The organism is Paraburkholderia xenovorans (genome assembly GCF_046030735.1).
Classification (GTDB): Bacteria; Pseudomonadota; Gammaproteobacteria; order Burkholderiales; family Burkholderiaceae; genus Paraburkholderia; species Paraburkholderia xenovorans_A.
Genome location: NZ_JAQQBV010000008.1, coordinates 170,891 through 192,135, shown reverse-complemented (window position 1 = coordinate 192,135; position 21,245 = coordinate 170,891). Strand labels below are relative to the sequence as shown.

Here is a 21,245-nt window from a genome sequence, read left to right as displayed (position 1 = left end):
AGTTTCGACGTGAAAGTGAAGCGCACGACGTTAGCAACAGCATTGATGGGCGCCGTCCTCGGCGCCGCGACCCTTTTCGCGGCACCGGCGCAGGCAAAAGAGTGGAAGACGGTGACGATCGCGCTGGAAGGCGGCTACGCACCGTGGAACCTGACGCTGCCGGGCGGCAAGCTGGGCGGTTTCGAGCCGGAACTGGTCGCGAATCTGTGCGAGCGGATCAAGCTGCAATGCAATCTGGTCGCGCAAGACTGGGACGGCATGATCCCCGGTCTGCAAGCCGGCAAGTTCGACGTGTTGATGGACGCAATCTCGATCACGCCGGAACGTGAAAAGATCATCGCGTTTTCGAAGCCGTATGCGGCCACGCCGGCCACCTTCGCGGTGAGCGACGCGAAGATCCTGCCGAAGGCCGCGCCGGGCGCGAGCGTCATCAAACTCTCGGGCGATCCGAAGACCGATCAGCCGACCGTCGACGCATTGCGCAAGCAACTGAAGGGCAAGACGATCGGCATCCAGTCCGGCACCGTCTACACCAAGTTCATCAACGACAGCTTCAAGGACATCGCGACGATCCGCGTGTACAAGACCTCGCCTGAGCGCGATCTCGATCTGGCCAACGGCCGCATCGACGCGTCGTTCGACGACGTGACGTATTACGCCGCCAACATCGACAAGAAGGAAACCGCGTCGATCGTGATGGCCGGTCCGAAGATCGGCGGCCCGATCTGGGGTCCGGGCGAAGGCCTCGCGTTCCGCAAACAGGACGCGGATCTGAAAGCGAAGTTCGACACCGCGATCAGCGCCGCGATGGCGGACGGCACGGTCAAGAAGCTGTCCACCAAGTGGTTCAAGACCGACGTCACGCCTTGAGCGGTTCGCGTGTTTCGCTGTAACGGCAGGCGCGCGGCACTCCGCCCGCGCCCGCCGGCTGGTTCGATCCGTTGTCATGGATGAGGGGTAGGGAATGGCTCTGATAGAGATGCTCGGCTTCGGGCCGGAGGGCTGGGGCGGCGTGTTGCTGCTCGCGGCATTGATGACCGTCGCGCTTACGCTGGCGGCGCTCGCGGTCGGCGCGGTGTTCGGCGCGCTGGTCGCGACGGCCAAGCTGTCGCGCTTTCGCACGTTGCGCGTGATCGGCGACATCTACACCACGGTGTTTCGCGGCGTGCCCGAACTGCTCGTCATCTACCTGTTCTATTTCGGCGGCTCGACGCTCGTGACCACCATCGGCCAATGGTTCGGCGCGGACGGTTTCGTCGGCGTGCCGCCGTTCGTGATCGGCGCGCTGGCTGTCGGCATGATCTCCGGCGCGTATCAGGCGGAGGTGTATCGCGCGGCGGTGCTGGCGGTGTCGCGCGGCGAACTCGAAGCCGCGCGCTCGATCGGCATGCCGACGCTGACCATGGCGCGCCGCATCCTGATCCCGCAAGTGCTGCGCTTTGCATTGCCCGGAATCGGCAACGTGTGGCAACTGAGCCTGAAGGATTCGGCGCTGATCTCCGTCACGGGGCTCGCCGAATTGCTGCGCACGAGCCAGGTGGCGGCCGGGTCCACGCATCAGTACTTCACGTTCTTCGTGGTGGGCGGCGCGCTGTATCTGCTGATGACCAGCATCTCGAACCGGATCTTCAACCGCGCCGAAGCGCGCGTGGGCCGATCCTTCAAACGCAACTTCGCGCGCAACTGACGAGGACCGGACATCATGCATTTCGACTTCGATTTCCTGTTCGACACGCTGCGCCAGTTGATCGCGGCCGTGCCGACCACGCTCGGGCTGTTCTTCTGTTCGCTGATTCTCGGCGGCCTGCTTTCGCTCGTGATCGTGACGATGCGCGTGTCGCCGAACTGGCTGCCGAACCGCTTCGCGCGCGCTTATATCCTCGTGTTCCGCGGTTCGCCGCTGCTGATCCAGATGTTCCTCGTGTACTACGGGATGGGGCAGTTCGGCGTGATACGCGAGAGTTTCCTGTGGCCGGTGTTGCGCGAGCCGTATATGTGCGCGGTGTTGTCGCTCGCGCTATGCACCGCCGGATATACCGCCGAGATCATTCGCGGCGGGTTGATGGCCGTGCCGGTCGGCCAGATCGAAGCGGGCTATTCGATTGGCTTGTCGGGCTTCGCGCTGCTGCGCCGCGTGATCGGTCCGATCGCGTTGCGCCAGTGCTTACCCGCGTATTCGACCGAAGCCGTGCTGCTGGTCAAATCGACCGCGCTGGCGAGTCTCGTCACCGTGTGGGAAGTCACCGGCGTCGCGCAGCAGATCATTCAGCAAACCTACCGGACTACTGAAGTATTTGTCTGCGCCGCGCTGATCTATCTGTTCCTGAATTTCGTCATCGTGCGCCTGCTCGGTTTGCTCGAAACGCGCCTGTCGCGCCATCTGCGCGCGGCGCCGGCGCAAAGCGCGCCGAGCCGGCCGCTGTCCGCGTCGAGTTCCACCGCGACACCGACGCCCGCGCCGACCGAAGCGCCTTAAAGCCACACGCGCCACACGCGCCACACGCGTAGCCCCGCTGAATTTGCAGAATCTGGAGAACCCCATGAACGCTACCGCACCCGTTGCACTGTCGGTCAAGAACATCCACAAGTCGTTCGGCGAGCATCACGTGCTCAAAGGCATTTCGCTCGACGCGCATCAAGGCGACGTGATCTCGATCCTCGGCGCGAGCGGCTCGGGCAAGAGCACCTTTTTGCGTTGCCTGAATCTGCTGGAAACACCTGACGACGGTTCGGTTTCGCTCGCGGGCGAAGAGCTGAAAATGAAGCGCCGCGGCGACGGCAAATTGCAGCCGAGCGACCGACGCCAGGTGGACCGCGTGCGCTCGCAACTCGGCATGGTGTTCCAGAACTTCAACCTCTGGTCGCATATGACGGTGCTGGAAAATCTGATCGAAGGACCGATGCGCGTGCAGAAGCGCAGCCGCGCCGAGTCGGTTGAAGAAGCCGAAGCGTTGCTCGCGAAAGTCGGTCTCGCGGAAAAACGCGGCCACTATCCGGCGCATCTGTCGGGCGGTCAGCAACAGCGCGTGGCGATTGCGCGCGCACTGGCGATGCATCCGAAAGTCATGCTGTTCGACGAGCCCACCTCGGCGCTCGATCCGGAACTGGTCGGCGAAGTGTTGCGCGTGATGCGCTCGCTCGCCGAAGAAGGCCGCACGATGCTGGTGGTCACGCACGAAATGGGTTTTGCGCGTCACGTATCGAATCGCGTGATGTTCCTGCATCAAGGCCAGGTGGAAGCCGACGGCACGCCGGACGAAGTCTTCGTCGAATGCAAGTCGGAGCGTTTCCGGCAATTCGTGTCGAGCCATCAAGACCGCACCACCAACTAAATCTTTAGCGAGCACTCTCATGGCCGTGATCCGTTCCGATCGTCCTCTCGACTGGACTCAAGTGGCGGCGGTGGCCGCCGGCGAACCGCTCGAACTTTCCGACTCGGCCCGCGCACGCATCGCAGCGGCGCGGGTGCTGGTCGAACAGATCGTCGAGCGAAGCATTCGTGCATATGGCGTGAATACCGGCGTCGGCGCGTTATGCGACGTGATCGTGTCGCCGAGCGAGCAGCGTACGCTGTCGCGCAACATTCTGATGAGCCACGCGGTCGGCGTGGGCGCGCCGCTCGGCGTCGCCGAGACGCGCGCGATCATGGCTGCGGCGGTCAACAACTTCGCACATGGTCACTCGGGCATTCGTCTCGACGTGGCCGACCGGCTCGTCGCGCTGCTGAACGCGGATTGCCTGCCGGAAGTGCCGGCGTTCGGCTCGGTCGGTTATCTGAGCCATATGGCGCATATCGCGCTCGTGTGTATCGGCGAAGGGTATGCGCGCTATCGCGGTGAACGGATCACGGGAAGCGCCGCGTTGCGGATGCTCGGCCTCGAACCGCTGGTGCTCGAAGCGAAAGAGGGCTTGAGTCTCGTCAACGGCACGCCGTGCGTGACGGGTCTCGCGGCGCTCGCGCTGGCGCGCGCAGAACGTCTGCTCGACTGGACCGACGTGGTCGCGGCGATGAGCTTCGAAAACCTGCGCGGCCAACTCGCTGCGTTCGACGCGGATTCGCTCGCGTTGCGCATTTCGCCGGGGCTGAACCTGGTCGGCGAACGGATGCGCACGGCGCTCGCCGACAGCGGCATTCTCGCCGCGGTGGTCGGCCAGCGCACGCAAGACCCGTTGAGCATGCGCACCATTCCGCACGTGCACGGCGCCGCGCGCGACGTGCTCAGCGCGACCGCCGAGGTGGTCAATCGCGAGCTCGCATCGATCACCGACAACCCGATCGTCGCCGGCACGCCGGACAACCCGCGCGTGTATTCGCAGGCGCATGCGGTGGGCGCGTCGATTGCTCTGGCGATGGACAGTCTCGCGACCGCGGTCGCGCAGGTCGCGGCGATGGCCGAGCGGCGTCTGGACCGCCTCGTCAATCCGCTCGTCAGCGGCATGCCGGCGTTTCTCGCGGAGCCGGGCGGCACCTGTTCCGGTTTCATGATCGCGCAGTACACGGCGGCCTCGCTGGTCGCGCAGAACCGGCGCCTCGCGATGCCCGCGAGTCTCGACGGCGGCATCACGTCGGCGTTGCAGGAAGACCACTTGTGCCACGCGACGCCCGCCGCGCTCAAAGCGCTGGAGATCGTCGACAACGCCGGGCGCATCGTCGCAATCGAACTGCTGGCGGCGGCGCAAGCATACGACCTGCAAACCGTCGACGCGCCGCGCGCGCCGCATACCGAAGCGCTATGGCAGCGCGTGCGCCGCGCGGTGCCGACCTATCGCGACGACCGTCCGCTCGCCGACGACATGAGCATCGCGTTCCGGATGATCGCCGACGGCGCGCCGCCGCTGCTGCCGAACCCGGGTAACATTCGCCCTGGCCCGGCCACCCCGGCAATCGGCGGCGCGGGCCTCGCCGCTCTCGCGAAGGCCGCCACGCTGGCGAGCGCGGGGCATCCCGGCGCGGCGTCCGCGAACGACGGTCTGGCCACGGCGCACATCGCCTGACGGAGACTAAGCCGGCGAGCGGGCTTACCCGCCGGCGAACCGGCATATTGCGCACCACCCACGAGGTCGACGTGAACACTATTACAAACACAAACGCGCAAACCGCTGACTTGCAGGGAAACCCGGACAACCCAGGTTGCCCAGCTCGCAATCAGGACATCCCTGTGAAGGCGATGCCCGCCTATGAGCAGATCAAGCGCTATGTGATCAAGCGCATCAGCGAAGGCGACTGGAAGCCGGGCGGTTTGATCCCGTCCGAAACGGAACTGGTGAAGGAGTTCGGCGTTGCGCGCATGACCGTTTCGCGCGCGCTGCGCGAGTTGACCACCGAACGCGTGCTCACGCGCGTGCAGGGCTCGGGCACTTTTGTCGCGCCGCAGCGTTATGAGTCGACGGTGCTGGAGATCCGCAACATCGCCGACGAAATCGCGGCGCGCGGCCATCGTCATTCGGCGCGCGTGTTGACGCTCGAGCCGAGCGACGACCCGCAGGCGCTCGAAGCGCTCGGCCTTGCCGGCGGCCCCGCGTTCCACTCGTGCATCGTGCACAGCGAGGAGGGCGAGCCGATCCAGTACGAGGATCGCTACGTCAATCCGAAAGTATTCCCCGATTACCTGCAACAGGACTTCACCGTCGAGACGCCGAACCATTACATGGTACGGCTCGCGCCGATCCAGCGCGCGGAGTTTCGCATCTACGCGCAGAAACCGGACGCGTATGTGCGCCGGCATCTGATGATGGAGATCGGCGAGCCGTGTTTGCAGTTGTGGCGCCGCACATGGGTCGGCGACGATGTCGCGACGTCGGTGCAGTTGTGGCATCCGGCTTCGCGTTTCCATCTGGCCGGCAACGTTTGAACGCGGCCGCGACGCGCGGCTAACCCTGCCGCTGCGACATATCCGGCGAGAACCGGCAACCCAGCCGATACCGTGAGCCCGGATGCACGAAGCGCGCGAACGTCACCGCTACGCCGCTCGTCCACGTGCGGCGCATGAGCGTGAGGCAGGGTTCTTCCGCGCGAATTTCCAGCAGATCCGCTTCGGCGCGCGTCGGCAAACCGGCGTCGACAACATGCTCGACGTCATGCGCGGGCACGATATCGAACAGATACTCCGAAGGCCGGATCGTCGAAAAGTCCTGCCGCAGGAATTCCGGCGCGATCGCCGGATTGACGTAGCGGTCTTCCAGTTGCACCGGCAAGCCGTTTTCGCGATGCACGCAGATCACATGAAAAACCGAAGCGCCCGGCGCGAGCCCGAGCGCATTCGATACGGTCACCGGCGCGGTTTCGCGTTGCGCAAGCACCGTGTCGTACCCGTACTCGTGACCGCGCGAGCGGATCTCGTCGCCGATATGCGCGATCATCAGCAGCGTGGATTGCGGCTTGGTCTGTGCGACGAAAGTGCCGACGCCCGACACGCGGGTGACGAGCCCTTCGTCGGCGAGTTCGCGCAGCGCGCGATTGACCGTCATGCGCGATACGCCGAGCGTGCCGACCAGATCGAGTTCCGACGGTAGACGATCGCCCGCTTGCCGCGCGCCCGATTCGATGATCCGGCGAATGTGCTGCTTGACCTGTTCGTAGCGCGCGGCCGGTAAGTCCGTAGTCAACGCGTTCATACCGGATCCGCTTCGTCGGGACCGCGCGCCCAGAATGCATTGCGATCGAAGTAGTTTTGCAGGAACTGCCGCCAACGCGGTTGCCCCGCGTCGTGGAATACGTCGCGTGGTGTGCCCTGCACGGCGATGCGGCCCTGGTCGATGAACATCACCTTGTCGGCAACCTGCGCGGCGAAGCCCATTTCATGCGTGACCACGGCCATCGTCATGCCGTCGCGCGCGAGTTGCTTCATCACCTGCAGGACTTCGCCGACCAGTTCCGGATCGAGCGCCGAGGTCGGTTCGTCGAACAGCATGATGTGCGGCTCCATTGCCAGCGCGCGTGCGATCGCCACGCGTTGCTGCTGGCCGCCTGACAGTTTCGCCGGATACGCATCGCCCTTGTGCGCGAGGCCGACGGTGTCCAGCATCGCGTTGGCGCGGCGGCGCGCTTCGTCGCGCGACAGGTGGCGCACGCGCAGCAGCGCTTCCATCACGTTGCCGAGCGCCGTCATATGCGGCCATAGATTGAACTGCTGGAACACCATGCCGACGTTGCGGCGCACGCGGTTGATCTCGCTCTGCGACGCGCGCACGCGTTTGCCGTTGCGCTCGCTATAGCCGAGCAGTTCGCCTTCGATGCGCACGTCGCCCTGATCGTAGGTTTCGAGCGCGGCGAGGCAGCGCAGCAGCGTGCTCTTGCCCGAGCCGGACGGGCCGATGATGCAGACCACTTCGGAGCGGGCGATGTCGAGGTCCACGCCGCGCAGCACGTCGACTTCGCCGAAGCGTTTGCGCAGGTCGCGTACTTCGATCAGCGGCGCATCCTGCGACGTACCGGTGTTCAACGTGGACGCGGGAGAGGGCATGTCGGCGATGGCGTTCATAGAAAGGTCCGGATTTCGTTCAGGCTTCGTTCACGCTTCGTTCACGCGATAAAGCGCGCGATGCGGGCCTCGGCCCACATGCCGGCGCGCGAGGTCAGCTCGACCAGCGCCAGATAGCACGCGCACAGCACCAGCAACGTTTCGACGAAAGCGAAGGTGGCCGAGCCGATGCCGGTCAGCACGAACGTGAGTTCGGGCACGGTGACGATCGACAACACCGCGGTTTCCTTGCTCAGCACGATGATCAGATTGGTCAGCGCCGGCACGATCAGCACCAGCATCTGCGGGACCTGAATGCGCAGGATCGCTTGCCAGCGCGTGAGTCCGAGGCAGGACGCCGCCTCCAGATGACCCGGCGGCACCGACTGAAAACCGGAGCGGAACGCTTCAGCGAAATACGCGCTGCCGTACAGACCCAGGCCGAGCACGCCGGCCGTCATCGGTTCGAGCGTGAGGCCGATCGACGGGCCGCCGTAGTACAGCAAAAACAGTTGCACCAGAAACGGCGTGCCGCGAAACAGCTCGATATAGAAGCGCAACAGGCCGCGCACCCAGCGTCCGCAAAAGAGTTGCAGCACCGCGATCAGAAAGCCGATCAGGATGCCGATCGCAACGCCGGCGGCCCAGGTGCCGAGCGTGGTCGCGAGACCGGCGGCGATCGGTTGCAGGTTGTGCGTGATGACGGTGGGGTCGAGCTTTTGCATGGCGGGGTCGCGCGGTGGTGGCGTCAGGCTTGCTGCAAACGGTATTCGGCGGCATGCGCGACGAGCGCCAGCGCACCGCAGATCACGAAATAGATCAGGCCCGCGGCGAGGTACGCTTCGAGCGGCCGGTAGGTGCTGGCCGCGATGTTCTGCGCGGTGCGCGTCAGCTCGGCCACGCCCACCACCGAGATCAGCGAAGAAGCCTTGATCAGCAGCACCATTTCATTGACGAGCGAAGGCAGCGTCGAGCGGATTGCCTGCGGCACCTGGATGCGCCGCAGCATGTCGAGCGGCGAGAGTCCGAGCATGCGTGCGGCTTCGAGATGGCCTGGCGGAATGCTGAGAAAACCGCCGCGCAGAATCTCGGCGATATAGGAAGCGGAACAGAGCGACACGGTGCTGATCGCGGCGACCACCGGCGACACGTTGATCCCGGCGAACGGCAGCAGGTAGTACACCAGCAGCAGTTGCACCAGCATCGGCACGCCGCGAAAGAAGAACACATAGGCGCCGCCGAACATGCGTGCGGCGCGTTTCGCGGAAAGCCGCGCCGCGCACACGCCGATGCCGACGAAAAAGCCGATCACGAGACCCGTCAGCGAAATGCCGATGGTGGCGAGCGCCGCATGCAACAGCAACGGCAAGCCCTGGGCGAAGACGGTTGTGCTGAACATGCGCGTCGCACTCGCTAGAACAGTAGGGCGATGCGGCTCGCAGCGGAGCTCGCATCGCGTGCATCAGGACATCGGCGCGTGGGCGCCTGTGTTTCAGTAATTCGGCGTGGGCATTGAAGTCGGTGCGTCCATCGCCACGCCGAACCACTTCTTCTGCAACGCGGTGAGGCGGCCGTCGTTATGCATCTTGACGAGCGCGGCGTTGAACGCGTCGGCGAGCGGCTTGCTGTCGGCGTCTTTACGCAGGCAGTACGCGAAGTACACCTTCGCGCCGAACGGCGGCTGCACGACGGCGAATGTCTCGGGGCGCTGCTTCGCGACATACGCGATGTTGGTCATCGAGTTTGCGACTGCCGCGATGCGGCCGGCGGCGAGATCCGCGTAAGCCTGATTGTTGTCGACGTACTCGCGGATTTCAGGCGGCTTCGGCAACGTGGCGACATAGGCCTTCAACTGATCGAGCTGCGCGGAGCCTTTGCCCGCGCCGACCGTCTTGCCGGCGATATCCGACGATTGCTTGAGCGCGGCATCGTTCGCGCGTTTGAGCAGCGCGTCGGTTGCATCCGCGATCGGCAGCGTGTACGTGTAGCGTTCCATGCGTGCCTTGGTGACGGTCAGCGGACCGCCCACCATGTCGAACTTGCCCGCTTCGAGACCCGGCAACACGCTCGGCCACGGCAGATCGATGAAGCGCACTTTCACGCCCAATTCCTTGCCGACTTCGGCGAACAGGTCTTTGTTGAAGCCCGCTTGCTGGCCGTTTTCGAGGAAGTCGAAAGGCGCGAATTGCATCTCGGTGCCGACCACCAGTTCGCCGGCTTTCTTCACTTTGGCGAGCTGGTCTTCCGCGTGGGCGCTAACGCTTGCCGCGCACAACGCCAGCATGACCAAACGACACTTCCAGCCTGCAAGGATGCTCATGAGTTTCTCCAGTTGGCAAAGCGGTGCCGCGCGAAAGCGCTTCGTCAGCGGGGCTCGGCGCGAGTCATGCGAGGCAGTATATACCGCAGTTTTTGCGCGAAATAAATAAACACGCGAGTAGAGAAAAGCCCTGATGCGAGTCGCCGCGATGCTGCTTGCGAGTGCTGTTTTGGCGGTATATACAACTGGGACGCAAGAGGCGATCGCGTGTGTCGCGGCCGGTGCGCGGCCGCCTCGTTCAGCGCTTTCGTCAGTCGAATCGCCAGCCCTTCAGGGAGCAACGCAATGCCCGTGACCCGCATTCCGATCATCGATCTCGCCGGCGTGCGTGCCGGCGATCCGCAAGCTCTTTTGCGCGTTGCACAGGACATTCGCGAAGCGTGCACGACGATCGGCTTCTTCTACATCGTCAATCACGGTGTGCCGCAAAGCGCGATCGATGCGGCCGAACACGCGGCGCGCGCGTTCTTCGCCTTTCCGGTGGAGACGAAGCGCCGTGCCGCGGTCAATCAGCGTCATCGCGGCTTCAATGCGCTCGGCGACGCGACGATGTATCAGGCGAAACGTCCCGACTACAAGGAGTTCTTCAGCATCGGTCTCGAGTTGCCGGAAGACGACCCCGACGTGCTCGCGGGTCAGGCGCTGCGCGGGCCGAACAATTGGCCGGACTTCATGCCCGAACTGCGGCCCGCGCTGTACGGCTATTACGAAGCGGTCGGCGCATGCGGCGCCGATCTGCTGCGCGCAGTGGCGCTGAGTCTGAACGTCGACGAACATTTTTTCGCGCCGCGCTACACGAAGCGGATGCAGCGCACGCAGATGGTCTACTATCCGCCGCAGCCGCCTCAGTCTGACGCGGATCAGTTCGGCGTCGCGCCGCATACGGATTACGGCTGCATCACGTTGCTGTGGCAGGATCGCGTGGGCGGCCTGCAAGTGCGCGAGATCGCCAACGACACGTGGATCGATGCGCCGCCTGTGGACGGCAGCTTCGTCGTGAACGTCGGCGATCTGCTGGCGCGCTGGACCAACGACCGGTTCCGCTCGACGCTGCATCGCGTGATCAATGCGTCGGGGCGCGAGCGTTATTCGATCGCGACGTTTTACGATCCGACCTACGGCGCGCGGGTCGATCCGCGTGAGCTCGGCGCGAGCGAGGCCGAGCTCAAGTATCAACCGGTCGCCGCGGGCGACTATATTCTCGGGCGCATCAACGATTCGATGGGCTACCGCAAAAAACACGCTGCACAGGGAACCACTGCATGACAGAACACAACCCCGCGTCGCTCGCGGCCACGCTCGACGCGTTGCGTGCGGCGCTCGGTGCGGACGCGGTGCGCGTCGGCGAACAGATCGGCGAACACGCAATGACCGACTGGACACGCCACGATCCGACGCGTCCCGCTGCATTGTTATTGCCGCGTAGTACTGAAGACGTGTCGCGCGCGCTGGCGATTTGCCATGCAGCGCATCAGCCGGTGGTGCCGCAAGGCGGGATGACCGGACTTGCCGGCGGTGCGATCGCGCGTGCCGCGGATATCGCGCTTTCGCTCGAGCGGCTCACGGGTGTGGAAGAGATCGACACGGCTTCGGCCACGCTGACGGTGCGCGCGGGCACCACGTTGCAGGCCGCACAGGAAGCGGCCGCCGAAGCGGGCTTCGAACTCGCGCTCGATCTCGGCGCGCGCGGTTCGTGCCAGATCGGCGGCAATCTCGCGACCAACGCGGGCGGCAATCGCGTGATCCAGTCGGGCACTGCGCGCGACCAGGTGCTGGGGCTCGAAGTCGTGCTCGCGAACGGCGACGTGCTCACGTCGCTCGGCAAGATGGTGAAGAACAACACGGGCTACGATCTGAAGCACTGGTTCATCGGTTCCGAAGGCACGCTCGGCGTGATCACGCGCGCGGTGCTGCGGCTTCATCCGCCGCGCGCGGCGCGGCATACCGCGCTGGTCGCGCTCGACGGCTACGATGCGGCGGTCGACTTGCTGCGGCGTCTGTCGACGCGCTTCGGCAACGACATCGGCGCGTTCGAGATCATGTGGCCGGATTTCTACGATTTCGGCGTGAAGCTGACCGGCACGCGTTCGCCGTTCGAGCATGCGCATCCGCTCTATGCGCTGATCGAACACGCGAGTTTCGATTCGGGCGACGACGGCGAACGCTTCTCCGCCGCGCTGACCGAAGCGCTCGACGCTCACGCGATCCGCGATGCGGTGATCGCGCAATCAGTGGCCGACGCACGCGCGTTATGGGCGATTCGCGAATGCACCGCCGAGTTTCCGGCACGGCTCGACGCGATCAACTTCGACGTGAGCTTGCCGATCGGCGGAATCGGTGTGTTCGTCGATCGCTGCCGCGCGGCGCTCGATCTGCGCTGGCCGGGCAACGAATCGTATTTCTTCGGCCATATCGGCGATTCGAATCTGCACGTTACTGTCGACGGTCATTCGATCCCCGGCGTCGATCATCACGCGGTGTATGCGTTCGTCTACGAGATGCTCGGGCCGTTGCACGGTTCGGTGTCGGCGGAACATGGGATCGGTTTGCTCAAGCGCGAGTTCTTGCCGATTTCGCGCTCGCCTGCTGAACTGGCCGCGATGCGCGCGATCAAGTTCGCGCTGGACCCGCACGGCATTCTGAATCCGGGCAAGCTTTTTTGAAGCCGGCGCGCCGCGTGAATCCACGCGGCGCCCGCATATTGTTCACTTTCAATGCGCGTCCAGATACCGTCCGATCACCGGGTACACGTCCACCGCTGCGTGCTTGCCGAAGATGCAGTCGATGTGTCCATAGCCCGGAATCAGATGCCGCTCGTAAGGCTGTTCGGGGAAACGTCGCCGCAGCATGTCGTAAGTGAGCTGGGTGCTTTCCGGCAGATATGTTTCGTTCCTGTCGCCATGGATGAAACCGATCGGCAGCCGCAGCCCTTCGAGTCCTTTCATGCCGTCTGAGCCGCTCAGATAGACGTCCCGGCCGTCGGCGTCGACGACCTTGCCCGCGCGCACCATCGCGGCCAGATGCTTGAACAGCGACATGTCGTGTATGCCGAGGATTTCCTGCAAGTTCGAATGCAGCGTTTCGTTCAGCTTCTCGTGTTCGTAGAGCAAGCCGTAGAGGAAGGTCGCGCGGTGGCAGATCGGATTGCCGCAGCCTTCGTCATGGTCGAGCGGATAGAGCCGCAATGCTTCGTCGAGCAGATTCTGCGGCCACTCGCCGTCTTGCGTGTAGGCGGTGAGATCGTTCACGCCGAGGTATTTCATGATGCCGGGCACATGCAGGCCCGCCTTGATCCGTTGCAACGTGCCCGGCACCGGATGCGTGGACACCTGCGAGATCACCGCCGAGCGCACGCCGTCGAGCCCCGCGAGCAGCGCCATGCTCAGCGCCACGCCGCCCAGGCAATGGCCGAGCACCTGAATGGTCGGCGCGCCCGTTACCTCGCGTATTTTGGCTATCGCGGACGGTATGTCTTCGCGAGCCACCTTGTCGACGTTGGTCGGCACCATCACGCTCGGCATTTCGATGCTGACCCGCAGATCGACCAGCCACACGTCGTAGCCCGCCGCGCACAGATATTCCACCAGGTTGGTCGCGATCAGGTCGGTGGAGAAGATGCGGCTCGATACGCCCGAGCCGTGGATCATCAGCAGTGGGCGCGCGGCCTGGTTAGCGGAATCGACGTAACGCGTGAGGCGCAGTGGAGTTTTGTCCGGCGTCTCGAAGAAGAACACTTGCGGCGCGGGCGCGCGCAATGCCCGCTTCAGACGCGGCGTCGCCCTCGAATCGAAGAATTGCAGCGGCGCGGCCACGCCGCCGTATTCGGTGAACAGCACGCCCGCGAAGAACTTGCCGAATTTCAACGTCCATTCGAGTCGCGTCTTCAGATCCGGTGTATGCGTGACTTCCAGCGTGCGTTGCTGCTTGAGGAAATTTTCCGGCGTGATGATCAGCGTCGCGTTGCCGATCACAGGCGCATCGGCTTGCGGCGATTCGCGCACTTCTGCGTAGAGCGTATTGGTCTGCTCCCATAGATTGAGCGGCGAGCTGCGCGTAATGATCTTTTGCCCGGTCAGATAGTACGGTTTGCCTTCGACCGAATCGAGCGTCATCCGGTAGTTCATGTTGCGCTCGTCGACATCCGACGGGTTCACTACGAACAGATTGAACGTGCCGTCGACAATGGTCAGCGGTTGCGCGGAGAGCGCGGGGCAGGTCAGCGTGCCGGCTGTGCGCGCCATGTGCTGCGGATTGGCGAGCATGTCGGCGAGATCGTCGGATTCGACGGTCAGCGTGAAGTCCATCGGCATCGCGCGATCCTCGCCGGGGATAACCGGCGTGTAGTGGCCGATCATCGTTTCGGTGAAGCGCAGGCCGATTTTTTCGGGCGGCGGCGTGTCGGCGGTGCCCTTCGACGCGTAATCGATCTGCCACCCACGCGACGCCGCGAGCAACGCGCAATTGCGCTCGGCCAGCGCGGAAATCGTCAACAACGGATTGACGCCGAGCGACATCGGCATCACCGCGCCGTCCATCACGTATAGACCTTCGTGAATCGCGCCGCTGGTTGAACCGCTGAACACGCGGCCCATATGGTCGACCACGCCATGCTGCGCGTCTTCGCCCATTCCGCAGCCGCCGAGCGGGTGCACGGTGACGATCTGGTTGCCGAGCAGCTTCGTGGAAATCGGATTGCGCAGATACCTGCCGCCGAGCGGCGTGCTCGCTTTCTCGAGCGTCGCTTCGATCGTCTGGAACACCGGCTGCTTGCCCGCGTTTTTCCATTCGATGCGTGCTCTGCCTTTGTCGTTCACGCTGATCCGGCCGCTTTCGTCGTCGTGCGCCATCACCAGGTAGGTTTGCGTGTGGTTCAACGCGCCGTGGTACGGGCCGCGCAAAATGCTTTCGATCGCGCGGGCGTCGTAGCCGAGCCGTTCGCCGAATTTGCGCGGCTGCGGCACGTCGACGCCTTCGAGCGGTGCCGCGCCGCCGAGCACACCGATCATCGCCGCGCCCACCGGTCCCGCAAGCGAACCTTCTTCGATGACGAAACCGTCGCGCACATTCGCCGTGTCGCGATGATCGATCAGCCCCGTGATGGTCGGGCCGACCGGTGGGATGTCGCCCGGCTTGTGCGCGCCCCAGCCGACGCCGTTGATCGTCTGCGCGGCGTTGTACGCGAAAGCGAGCACGTCGCCATTGCCGGTGAAATGCTGGCCGAGCATCGGCGACACGTCGAGCCCTTCGTTGCGTGAGCGCAGCAGCAGCGCGGTAGACCCGATCGTGCCCGCCGACACGATGACGATATCGGCGCTGACGAACAGATCGGGCGCGTCGTAGCTTTCGCGGCCCAGATCCACGAGCTGGTAGTTCACTGTCCAGGTTTGCGTCGCGGCGTCGCGCACCACCGAATGCACTGCGGCGCCCGTGAAAATCTGCGCGCCGTGCGTGACCGCATCGGGCAGGTAGTTCATATGCGTCGAATTTTTCGCGTCGTAATTGCAGCCCGAATTGCAATCGCCACAGCCGACGCAGCCTTTCTGCCCGACGCCCGCCGCGTTCGTACGGTCTTCGAACGTGACGGTGATCGGCGGCCGGCTGAAGCGGCTCTGCATGCCGAGCGCCTGCGCGGATTTTTCGAGTGCCTGTAGTTTCAGCAGCAGCGGAAAATCTTCGGGCACCGGCGACGGTTGCAGCATCGCGCGAGCCAGCGCATAACCGTGGTCGCGACCGGCTGCGTCGCCGCGCAATCCGGCCGGCCAGCGCGGATCGTCCCATACGCGCGGATCGGCTTCGAGCGCCACGTTCGCATTGATCAGCGAAGTGCCGCCGAGCCCGCAACCCACTACGGCGTTCACGTCCGGATTCACGTGGACTTCGAGCAACGCGAGCGGCGAACCGATTTGCGCGAGCGGCGTGTTGTACTGCACTTGCGCGGCGCCTTCGAGCGGCGTGCGCGGATATTCTCCGGCCATGAATTCGCGCCCGCGTTCCAGCACGCACACGCTGCGTCCGGCACGCGCCATCCGGCTCGCGGCAATCGCGCCGCCATATCCCGAGCCCACCACGACTACTTCGTAATGCGACTGGATCGCCGTGATGGCGCTCGATAAGCGGTTCATTCGACCACCTCGTCAGGAATGGGAAACGCCGGGTGGGGCGCCCGGACTTCGGAACAAAGACGGTGTGCGGCTAAAGCTTTTTTATCGTAGGCGGTGCGCTACGACAAAAAAAGGCGCATCGTACGTGGCGCGCGGAGCATGTATAAAGCGCGTGGGAAACGAAAACCGCCGGCGCGTTACCTTATTCGACACAAGCACTGCGTCCGGCATTCGTCTGATGTTAAGCCGCAACCCGCTCGATTTCGCTGTGTCCCATTTCGCGGGATTTGCCGGATTCGCCGGATTCGCCGGATTCCGCAGATTCCGCGGCGAGCAGATTCAGCGCGATCAGTATGGCGGCGCGGTTGTCGAGTTCGATGTCGATGCCGAGCACGTCGGTCAACCAGCGGCCGATACGCGTATTGGAAAAATCGCCGGCGCCGGCCGTCTTTTTCATCGTGACGCCGAGTTTGACGGCGCGATAGTGATACGAGGGCACGCTATGCTGAGCCGCAACCGCCGACAGTCCGCCTTTTTCTTCCGAGCACCAGCCGAGGCTGCCGGCCAGCACGATACGATCGGGTTCGTCGAGGCGGTCGATAAACGCGCGCGCCGCAGCGCGCACGCACTCTTCGTCCAGACCGTATTGCATCAGCACGCTTTGCACGGGGTCTTCCAGCGCTTGCGCGTGCAGATCGATCTCCTGCGCCATGCCTTCGTTTTCCATCGACACGTTGCGCTGATGGCCTGCGCTGCGCAGGCAGTCGATCAGGTAGCGGCGAAAATACGCGCACAGTGCGTAGCCGTTGGACGGCGCGCTTTCGGCGCACGCGCTGGTTTCGGTATGGCCGGGCGCGAGCCGCAGCACTTTGGCGTAAATGAACTGCGCGACCAGCTCTTCCTTGTCCTCGCCGAGCGCGTGCAATTCCTGTGGGTGATAGGTTCGCAGCGCCCGTTTGACCAGTTCGACCATCGACACCATTTCGTCGGCGGACAACTGGGTGCGCCGGCGCCACAGGTCGGGCAGGATCGCGTCGTCGAGATGGCGGACGAACGCGTGGCTTGGAACTGCGCCCATGAAGGCCTCCATTAGGGGAAAGGCAAGGAGCGCGGTGAGCCTTGCGGTGAGCCTTGACTACAGGCCGTGGAATGAAGAGAGGGGCTTTGAAACCGCGCTGAACGTGAAACCAGTATCGTTGCCGGCAGCGGCTTCGCCTATATGGATTAAGTGGTAGCCGATGGGTAAACCGTCGGGTAAACCATCCGGGTTGTCGGCCGGATTTGCGCAATGTGAACGGATTTGCCGTGACCGGCGATGCGACCGACGGCAATTCTTCTGGATCGAAACAAGTGCTCTGCACGGAGGCCGCCGCGATGCGGGTCGACCCTTTCCAGCGTGAAATCGATGAAGACCTCGTGCGCGTGCTGTACGCGCAGGATCCGATCGCGTTCTTTTCGCACTGGTTCTCGATAGCGGTGCTGGTGGCGATCTACTGGCCGGATATACCGTCGCCGCGGCTGTTCGTCGCGTGCTTCGGGTTTTATGCGGCGGCCAATTGCGGCGGCCTCGCGCTGTGGATCTGCCACCGCCGTTATCCGCGTCTCGTGTCGCCGCGCGGCTGGATCTATCTGCACGCGGTGCGCGGCATGCTGCTCTACAGCGCGCCGGGCTTCGCGGTGTGGTTCGCGTTCCAGAGCCCGCACCCGGATTTGCCGCTGTTGCACACGGTGATGCTCGTCACGCTGGCGGCGGGCGTGTTCATGTCGAACGGTTTCGATCTGCTGAATTTTTCGACCGCGATTCCGTTCCTGCTGTTTCCGTCGATCGTGCTGCATTTCGGCACGCATACGTTCGACCGCACGATACTCGCGATCGTCCTCGCGTTTTTCGTCTGCGCGATCAATGTCTATGCGCTGAGTTACCGCAAGCTGTTTCAGCGGGTCGTGCAGGCGCGGGTCGATCAGCAGTATCTGGCTGAGTCGCTGGCGGCGCAAAAGCGTGTCGCCGAAGAAGCGAGCCTCGCTAAGACGCGCTTCTTCGCCGCGGCGAGCCACGATTTGCGCCAGCCGTTGCATGCGATCGGATTGCTCGCCGCTTCTCTTAACGATCCTCTCAACGATCCGCTTCACGATCCGGCCGCTACGCCCGTTCAGCATGCGAAGACCGCGGAACATATCGTCTATAACGTCGAAGCGTTGAACCAGCTGTTCAACCAGGTGCTGGATCTCGCGCGGCTCGAAAGCGGCGTCACGCAGGTGATCCGGCTGCATTTTCGGCTCTCCGAACTATTCGAGCGGATCGGCAGCCAGTACCGGCCGCAGGCCGCGGCCAAAGGGCTCGCGCTGCGAATCGCGCCGACCGGCGTGATCGTGCATGACGACCCCGTACTGCTCGAACGCGTGCTGAGCAATCTGGTCTCGAACGCGGTGCGCTATACCGAAGAAGGCGCGATATGGGTGGGCTTCCGGCGCGCGGGCCGGTCCTCGGGCGGCTTTATCGAAGTGCGCGATTCGGGTATCGGCATTCCGCTCGACGAGCATCAGCGCATTTTCGAAGAGTTTTATCAGGTCGCCAATCCGCAACGCGACGCGCGCCAGGGCCACGGTCTCGGTCTGCCGACGGTCAGGCGGCTGGTGACGATGCTGGGCGGCGAACTGCAATTGCGTTCGGCGCCGGGCCGCGGTTCGGTGTTCCGCTTTCCCGTGCAAGGCGGCGACGCCGGCGGGATTGTCGCGAGTTTGAACGAGGGCGTGGCGGGCGGTCCGTCCGCGCAAGGGCGGCGCGTGCTCTGCATCGACGACGAACCGTCGATTCTCGAAGGCCTCGCCAGTCTGCTCGCGCGTTGGGGCTGCGTGGTGCGCGGCGCGCGCGACGAAGCGGACGCGCTCGCCGCGCTCGGCGACGGCTTCGTGCCGGACGCCGTGCTATGCGACTACCAGTTGGCGAATCATCGCACCGGCGCGCAGGCGCTGAGCGCCGTGCGCGCGATGCTCGCGCGGGCAGGGCATGAGGGCGTGGTGACGCTGTTGATCACCGGCGACATGGCGTCGGCCGAACTGGCGGCGCTCGCGTTGCAGGGTATTCCGGTGCTGCACAAGCCGGTTACGCCGGCGCGCCTGCGGCGCACGCTGGACATGCTGTGGCAGCAGGCGGATCTGGACAAGGGGCGGGCGGTGGCCGCCCGTGGTTTGTCGGTGGGCGACGGAGGGTTCGACTCGGCAGACGGTTCGCCCAGCGGCGACCACCGCCCGCCGCGCATGTCGTTCTAGCTACAAGGTCTTTCCCGCTTCGAGCCAGCCGTTGATCACGGCGATCGCGGTCGACCGGTTGTGCACGCCGAGCGCCCGGAAAATCACCGACAGATGCACCTTGACGGTACCCTCCGCAACGCCCAGTTCGCGCGCGATCATCTTGTTGGTCCAGCCGCGATGCACGAGCCGCATGATGTCCTGCTGCCGCGGCGAGAGGTTTTCCAGCAGATGTTGCTGGTGCGGTTGCAACGCGTGAATCTGCGCGCCGGGTTCGGCCGGCGCAGCGCCGCTGTCGCCAGGTGCGGAGGCGGCCGCTCGTGTCGGGTTGGCTTGCGTGTCGCGTGAGCCGAGCAGACTGAGCGCTTCCATCGGCACATAGGCGCCGCCGGACAACACCAGTTCGATCGCCTTGAGCATCACGCTCGCCGGTTGCCGCTTCGGCACGAAGCCGAGCGCGCCGGCGGCCAGCACCGCGCGCATTTCGTCGGGCGATTCTTCGGCGGACAGCACGACCACCGGCAGCGCGGGGTTCGCCTTCAGCAACATGTCGAGCGACGACGCGCCGCTCATCCCCGGCATGTGCAGATCGACGATCGCGAGATCGTGATCCGCATCGGGCCGCGCGGCGGCGGCGAGGGTTTCCCAACTGTCGGCTTCGTCGAACTGGGCGTCGGGGTCAAGTCCCCGCAGCAGACTTTTGACGCCTTGCCGGATCAGTTCATGGTCGTCGGCCACAAGAAACTTCATGATGTCTCCGCGAGACGGGCCTGCGCGTAGTGGAGTTCAATCGCCGCGTGTTTCGATCCGTCGCAGTATGAGTCAGGCTGGTCTCCCGCGCGTCGTTTGCGGCTTGCTAGGTAGACGAGCCGTAGGCTCCCTTTTTCAAGCGCACCGCGCAGGATGCCCGCAGATTATGCGCGACAGATCCAACCGGCAAGACGCCCCATTCATTTGACTGCGAATAATGTCGCGTTCATCAGAAGTTTGAACGCGAAGCCGAGCGACATCGCCGACGCCACACCGAAGCACCATAGCGCGATGAACCAGAGCCAGCCCGGCAGTTTGCGCGTGCCGGCCTTATGCCCGGCCAACTGCTTAATGATAGTGATGTTGGTCGCCATGCCTCACCTTCCCGCGAAATACCCAATAACCCATCGTCGTGTACGCGATGATGATGGGCAGAATCACCAGCGCGCCGACCAGCGTGAACATCTGGCTCGAGCGCGGCGCGGCGGCTTCCCACAGCGTCATGCTCGACGGAATCGCATACGGCCACAGGCTCACCAGCAAGCCGAGATAACCGAGCAGCACCAGCAGCAACGCGAGCACGAACGGCGTGTTGTGATGCCGCGCCCGCACCGCGCGATACATGAAGAACGCGCACACCGCGACGAGGAACGGCACCGGCAGCAGACGGTAGAACATGCCGTCGTGGAACCAGCGTTGCGCGATCTTCGGGTCCTGCAGCGGCGTCCACAGACTGACCATCGCGATGAACACCAGCAGCAGGATCGTGAGCGGCCATACGACGCGATGCAAGCGGCGCTGCAGATCGCCTTCGGTCTTCGCGACCAGCCAGCCGCAACCGAGCAGCGCGTAAGTGACCAGCAGGCCGAGACCCGTCAGCAGACTGAACGGCGTGAGCCAGCCGAACGCGTCGCCGGCATAGCCGCCGTCGATCACCGGGATGCCTTGCAGGAACGCGCCGAGCGCGATCCCCTGGAAGAACGTCGCGCCCGCCGAGCCGCCGATGAACGCGAGGTCCCACAGGTGTTTGGTGCGATTCGCCTTGGCGCGAATCTCGAACGACACGCCGCGAAAGATCAGGCACACGAGCATGAAGATCAGCGGCAGATACAGCGCCGACAGCACGGTCGCGTAGACCGCGGGAAACACCGCGAACAGCGCGGCGCCGCCGAGCACCAGCCAGGTTTCGTTGCCGTCCCACACCGGCGCGACGGTGTTCATCATCAGATCGCGTTCCTTTTCGTCGGGGAAAAACGGGAAGACGATGCCGATGCCGAGATCGAAGCCGTCGAGCACCACGTACATGAAAAGGCCCAGCGCGATGATCGCGGCCCACACTACGGTTACGTCCATTTCCATTCTCTT

Annotated in this window: 19 protein-coding genes; 9 read left to right on the top strand and 10 right to left on the bottom strand. The window is 64.2% G+C overall.

Features of this window, described 5'->3' with window-relative positions; all coding sequences use genetic code 11:
* Nucleotides 1-45 precede the first annotated feature (45 nt).
* The 6 genes from PQQ51_RS10500 (at nt 46) to hutC (PQQ51_RS10475) (ending at nt 5,852) form a co-directional block, all read left to right on the top strand.
* On the top strand, nt 46-870 hold the full coding sequence (locus PQQ51_RS10500) for a transporter substrate-binding domain-containing protein (RefSeq protein WP_408496749.1): 825 nt from the start codon (nt 46-48) through the stop codon (nt 868-870).
* A gap of 94 nt (nt 871-964) precedes the next feature.
* Nucleotides 965-1,687: an ABC transporter permease gene (locus PQQ51_RS10495; protein ID WP_408496703.1), complete on the top strand. Its 723-nt coding sequence runs from the start codon at nt 965-967 to the stop codon at nt 1,685-1,687.
* Nucleotides 1,688-1,702: 15 nt separating this feature from the next.
* Nucleotides 1,703-2,476 carry an ABC transporter permease gene (locus PQQ51_RS10490; protein WP_408496702.1) on the top strand — a complete coding sequence of 258 codons (774 nt, stop codon included), beginning with the start codon at nt 1,703-1,705 and terminating at the stop codon, nt 2,474-2,476.
* A 64-nt stretch (nt 2,477-2,540) separates the two neighbouring features.
* Nucleotides 2,541-3,332: an ABC transporter ATP-binding protein gene (locus PQQ51_RS10485; protein ID WP_408496701.1), complete on the top strand. Its 792-nt coding sequence runs from the start codon at nt 2,541-2,543 to the stop codon at nt 3,330-3,332.
* A gap of 19 nt (nt 3,333-3,351) precedes the next feature.
* On the top strand, nt 3,352-4,995 hold the full coding sequence (locus PQQ51_RS10480; protein WP_408496700.1) for an HAL/PAL/TAL family ammonia-lyase: 1,644 nt from the start codon (nt 3,352-3,354) through the stop codon (nt 4,993-4,995).
* 173 nt (nt 4,996-5,168) lie between these two features.
* On the top strand, nt 5,169-5,852 hold the full coding sequence (gene hutC, locus PQQ51_RS10475; protein WP_408496748.1) for a histidine utilization transcriptional repressor HutC: 684 nt from the start codon (nt 5,169-5,171) through the stop codon (nt 5,850-5,852).
* Between the two features lie 19 nt (nt 5,853-5,871).
* Here the strand turns inward: hutC (PQQ51_RS10475) and hutC (PQQ51_RS10470) are convergent, their stop codons facing one another.
* The 5 genes from hutC (PQQ51_RS10470) to PQQ51_RS10450 all read right to left on the bottom strand — a co-directional run bounded on the left by hutC (PQQ51_RS10470) (nt 5,872) and on the right by PQQ51_RS10450 (nt 9,780).
* Nucleotides 5,872-6,615 carry a histidine utilization transcriptional repressor HutC gene (gene hutC / locus PQQ51_RS10470; protein WP_408496699.1) on the bottom strand — a complete coding sequence of 248 codons (744 nt, stop codon included), beginning with the start codon at nt 6,613-6,615 and terminating at the stop codon, nt 5,872-5,874.
* Nucleotides 6,612-7,481, bottom strand: coding sequence for an amino acid ABC transporter ATP-binding protein (locus tag PQQ51_RS10465; RefSeq protein WP_408496698.1), 870 nt, complete (start codon nt 7,479-7,481; stop codon nt 6,612-6,614). Before PQQ51_RS10465 ends, hutC (PQQ51_RS10470) begins: the two co-directional genes overlap by 4 nt.
* 41 nt (nt 7,482-7,522) lie before the next feature.
* Nucleotides 7,523-8,185, bottom strand: a complete 663-nt coding sequence (locus tag PQQ51_RS10460) for an amino acid ABC transporter permease (protein WP_408496697.1) — start codon at nt 8,183-8,185, stop codon at nt 7,523-7,525.
* Nucleotides 8,186-8,208: 23 nt separating this feature from the next.
* Entirely contained in the window at nt 8,209-8,859 is a 651-nt protein-coding gene (locus PQQ51_RS10455) for an amino acid ABC transporter permease (RefSeq protein ID WP_408496696.1), read from the bottom strand.
* A gap of 93 nt (nt 8,860-8,952) precedes the next feature.
* A complete protein-coding gene (locus PQQ51_RS10450) occupies nt 8,953-9,780 on the bottom strand; it encodes a transporter substrate-binding domain-containing protein (RefSeq protein ID WP_408496695.1) in 828 nt (275 codons plus the stop codon).
* A gap of 285 nt (nt 9,781-10,065) precedes the next feature.
* On the opposite strand from PQQ51_RS10450, the gene PQQ51_RS10445 reads away from it, so the two are divergent.
* Nucleotides 10,066-11,046 carry an isopenicillin N synthase family dioxygenase gene (locus tag PQQ51_RS10445; protein ID WP_408496694.1) on the top strand — a complete coding sequence of 327 codons (981 nt, stop codon included), beginning with the start codon at nt 10,066-10,068 and terminating at the stop codon, nt 11,044-11,046.
* The gene (locus PQQ51_RS10440) at nt 11,043-12,443 is read left to right on the top strand and encodes an FAD-binding oxidoreductase (protein ID WP_408496693.1); all 1,401 of its coding nucleotides are present in this window, start codon (nt 11,043-11,045) and stop codon (nt 12,441-12,443) included. The genes PQQ51_RS10445 and PQQ51_RS10440 overlap by 4 nt, the downstream gene beginning before the upstream one ends.
* Nucleotides 12,444-12,491: 48 nt before the next feature.
* Here PQQ51_RS10440 and PQQ51_RS10435 read toward each other — a convergent pair whose 3' ends face one another.
* Complete coding sequence (locus PQQ51_RS10435; RefSeq protein ID WP_408496692.1) at nt 12,492-15,902, bottom strand: alpha/beta fold hydrolase; 3,411 nt, start codon at nt 15,900-15,902, stop codon at nt 12,492-12,494.
* Between the two features lie 220 nt (nt 15,903-16,122).
* A complete protein-coding gene (locus PQQ51_RS10430) occupies nt 16,123-16,959 on the bottom strand; it encodes a hypothetical protein (RefSeq protein WP_408496691.1) in 837 nt (278 codons plus the stop codon).
* Between the two features lie 296 nt (nt 16,960-17,255).
* Between PQQ51_RS10430 and PQQ51_RS10425 the strand changes: the two genes are divergently transcribed.
* Nucleotides 17,256-19,151 (top strand): ATP-binding response regulator, encoded by a 1,896-nt coding sequence (locus PQQ51_RS10425; protein WP_408496690.1) that lies wholly within the window; start codon nt 17,256-17,258, stop codon nt 19,149-19,151.
* On the opposite strand, the gene PQQ51_RS10420 is transcribed toward PQQ51_RS10425, so the two are convergent.
* The 3 genes from PQQ51_RS10420 to cydB form a co-directional block, all read right to left on the bottom strand.
* Nucleotides 19,152-19,880: a response regulator transcription factor gene (locus tag PQQ51_RS10420; RefSeq protein ID WP_408496689.1), complete on the bottom strand. Its 729-nt coding sequence runs from the start codon at nt 19,878-19,880 to the stop codon at nt 19,152-19,154.
* 200 nt (nt 19,881-20,080) lie between these two features.
* Complete coding sequence (locus tag PQQ51_RS10415; protein WP_408496688.1) at nt 20,081-20,254, bottom strand: hypothetical protein; 174 nt, start codon at nt 20,252-20,254, stop codon at nt 20,081-20,083.
* On the bottom strand, nt 20,229-21,233 hold the full coding sequence (gene cydB / locus PQQ51_RS10410; protein WP_408496687.1) for a cytochrome d ubiquinol oxidase subunit II: 1,005 nt from the start codon (nt 21,231-21,233) through the stop codon (nt 20,229-20,231). The genes PQQ51_RS10415 and cydB overlap by 26 nt, the downstream gene beginning before the upstream one ends.
* Between the last annotated feature and the right edge of the window lie 12 nt (nt 21,234-21,245).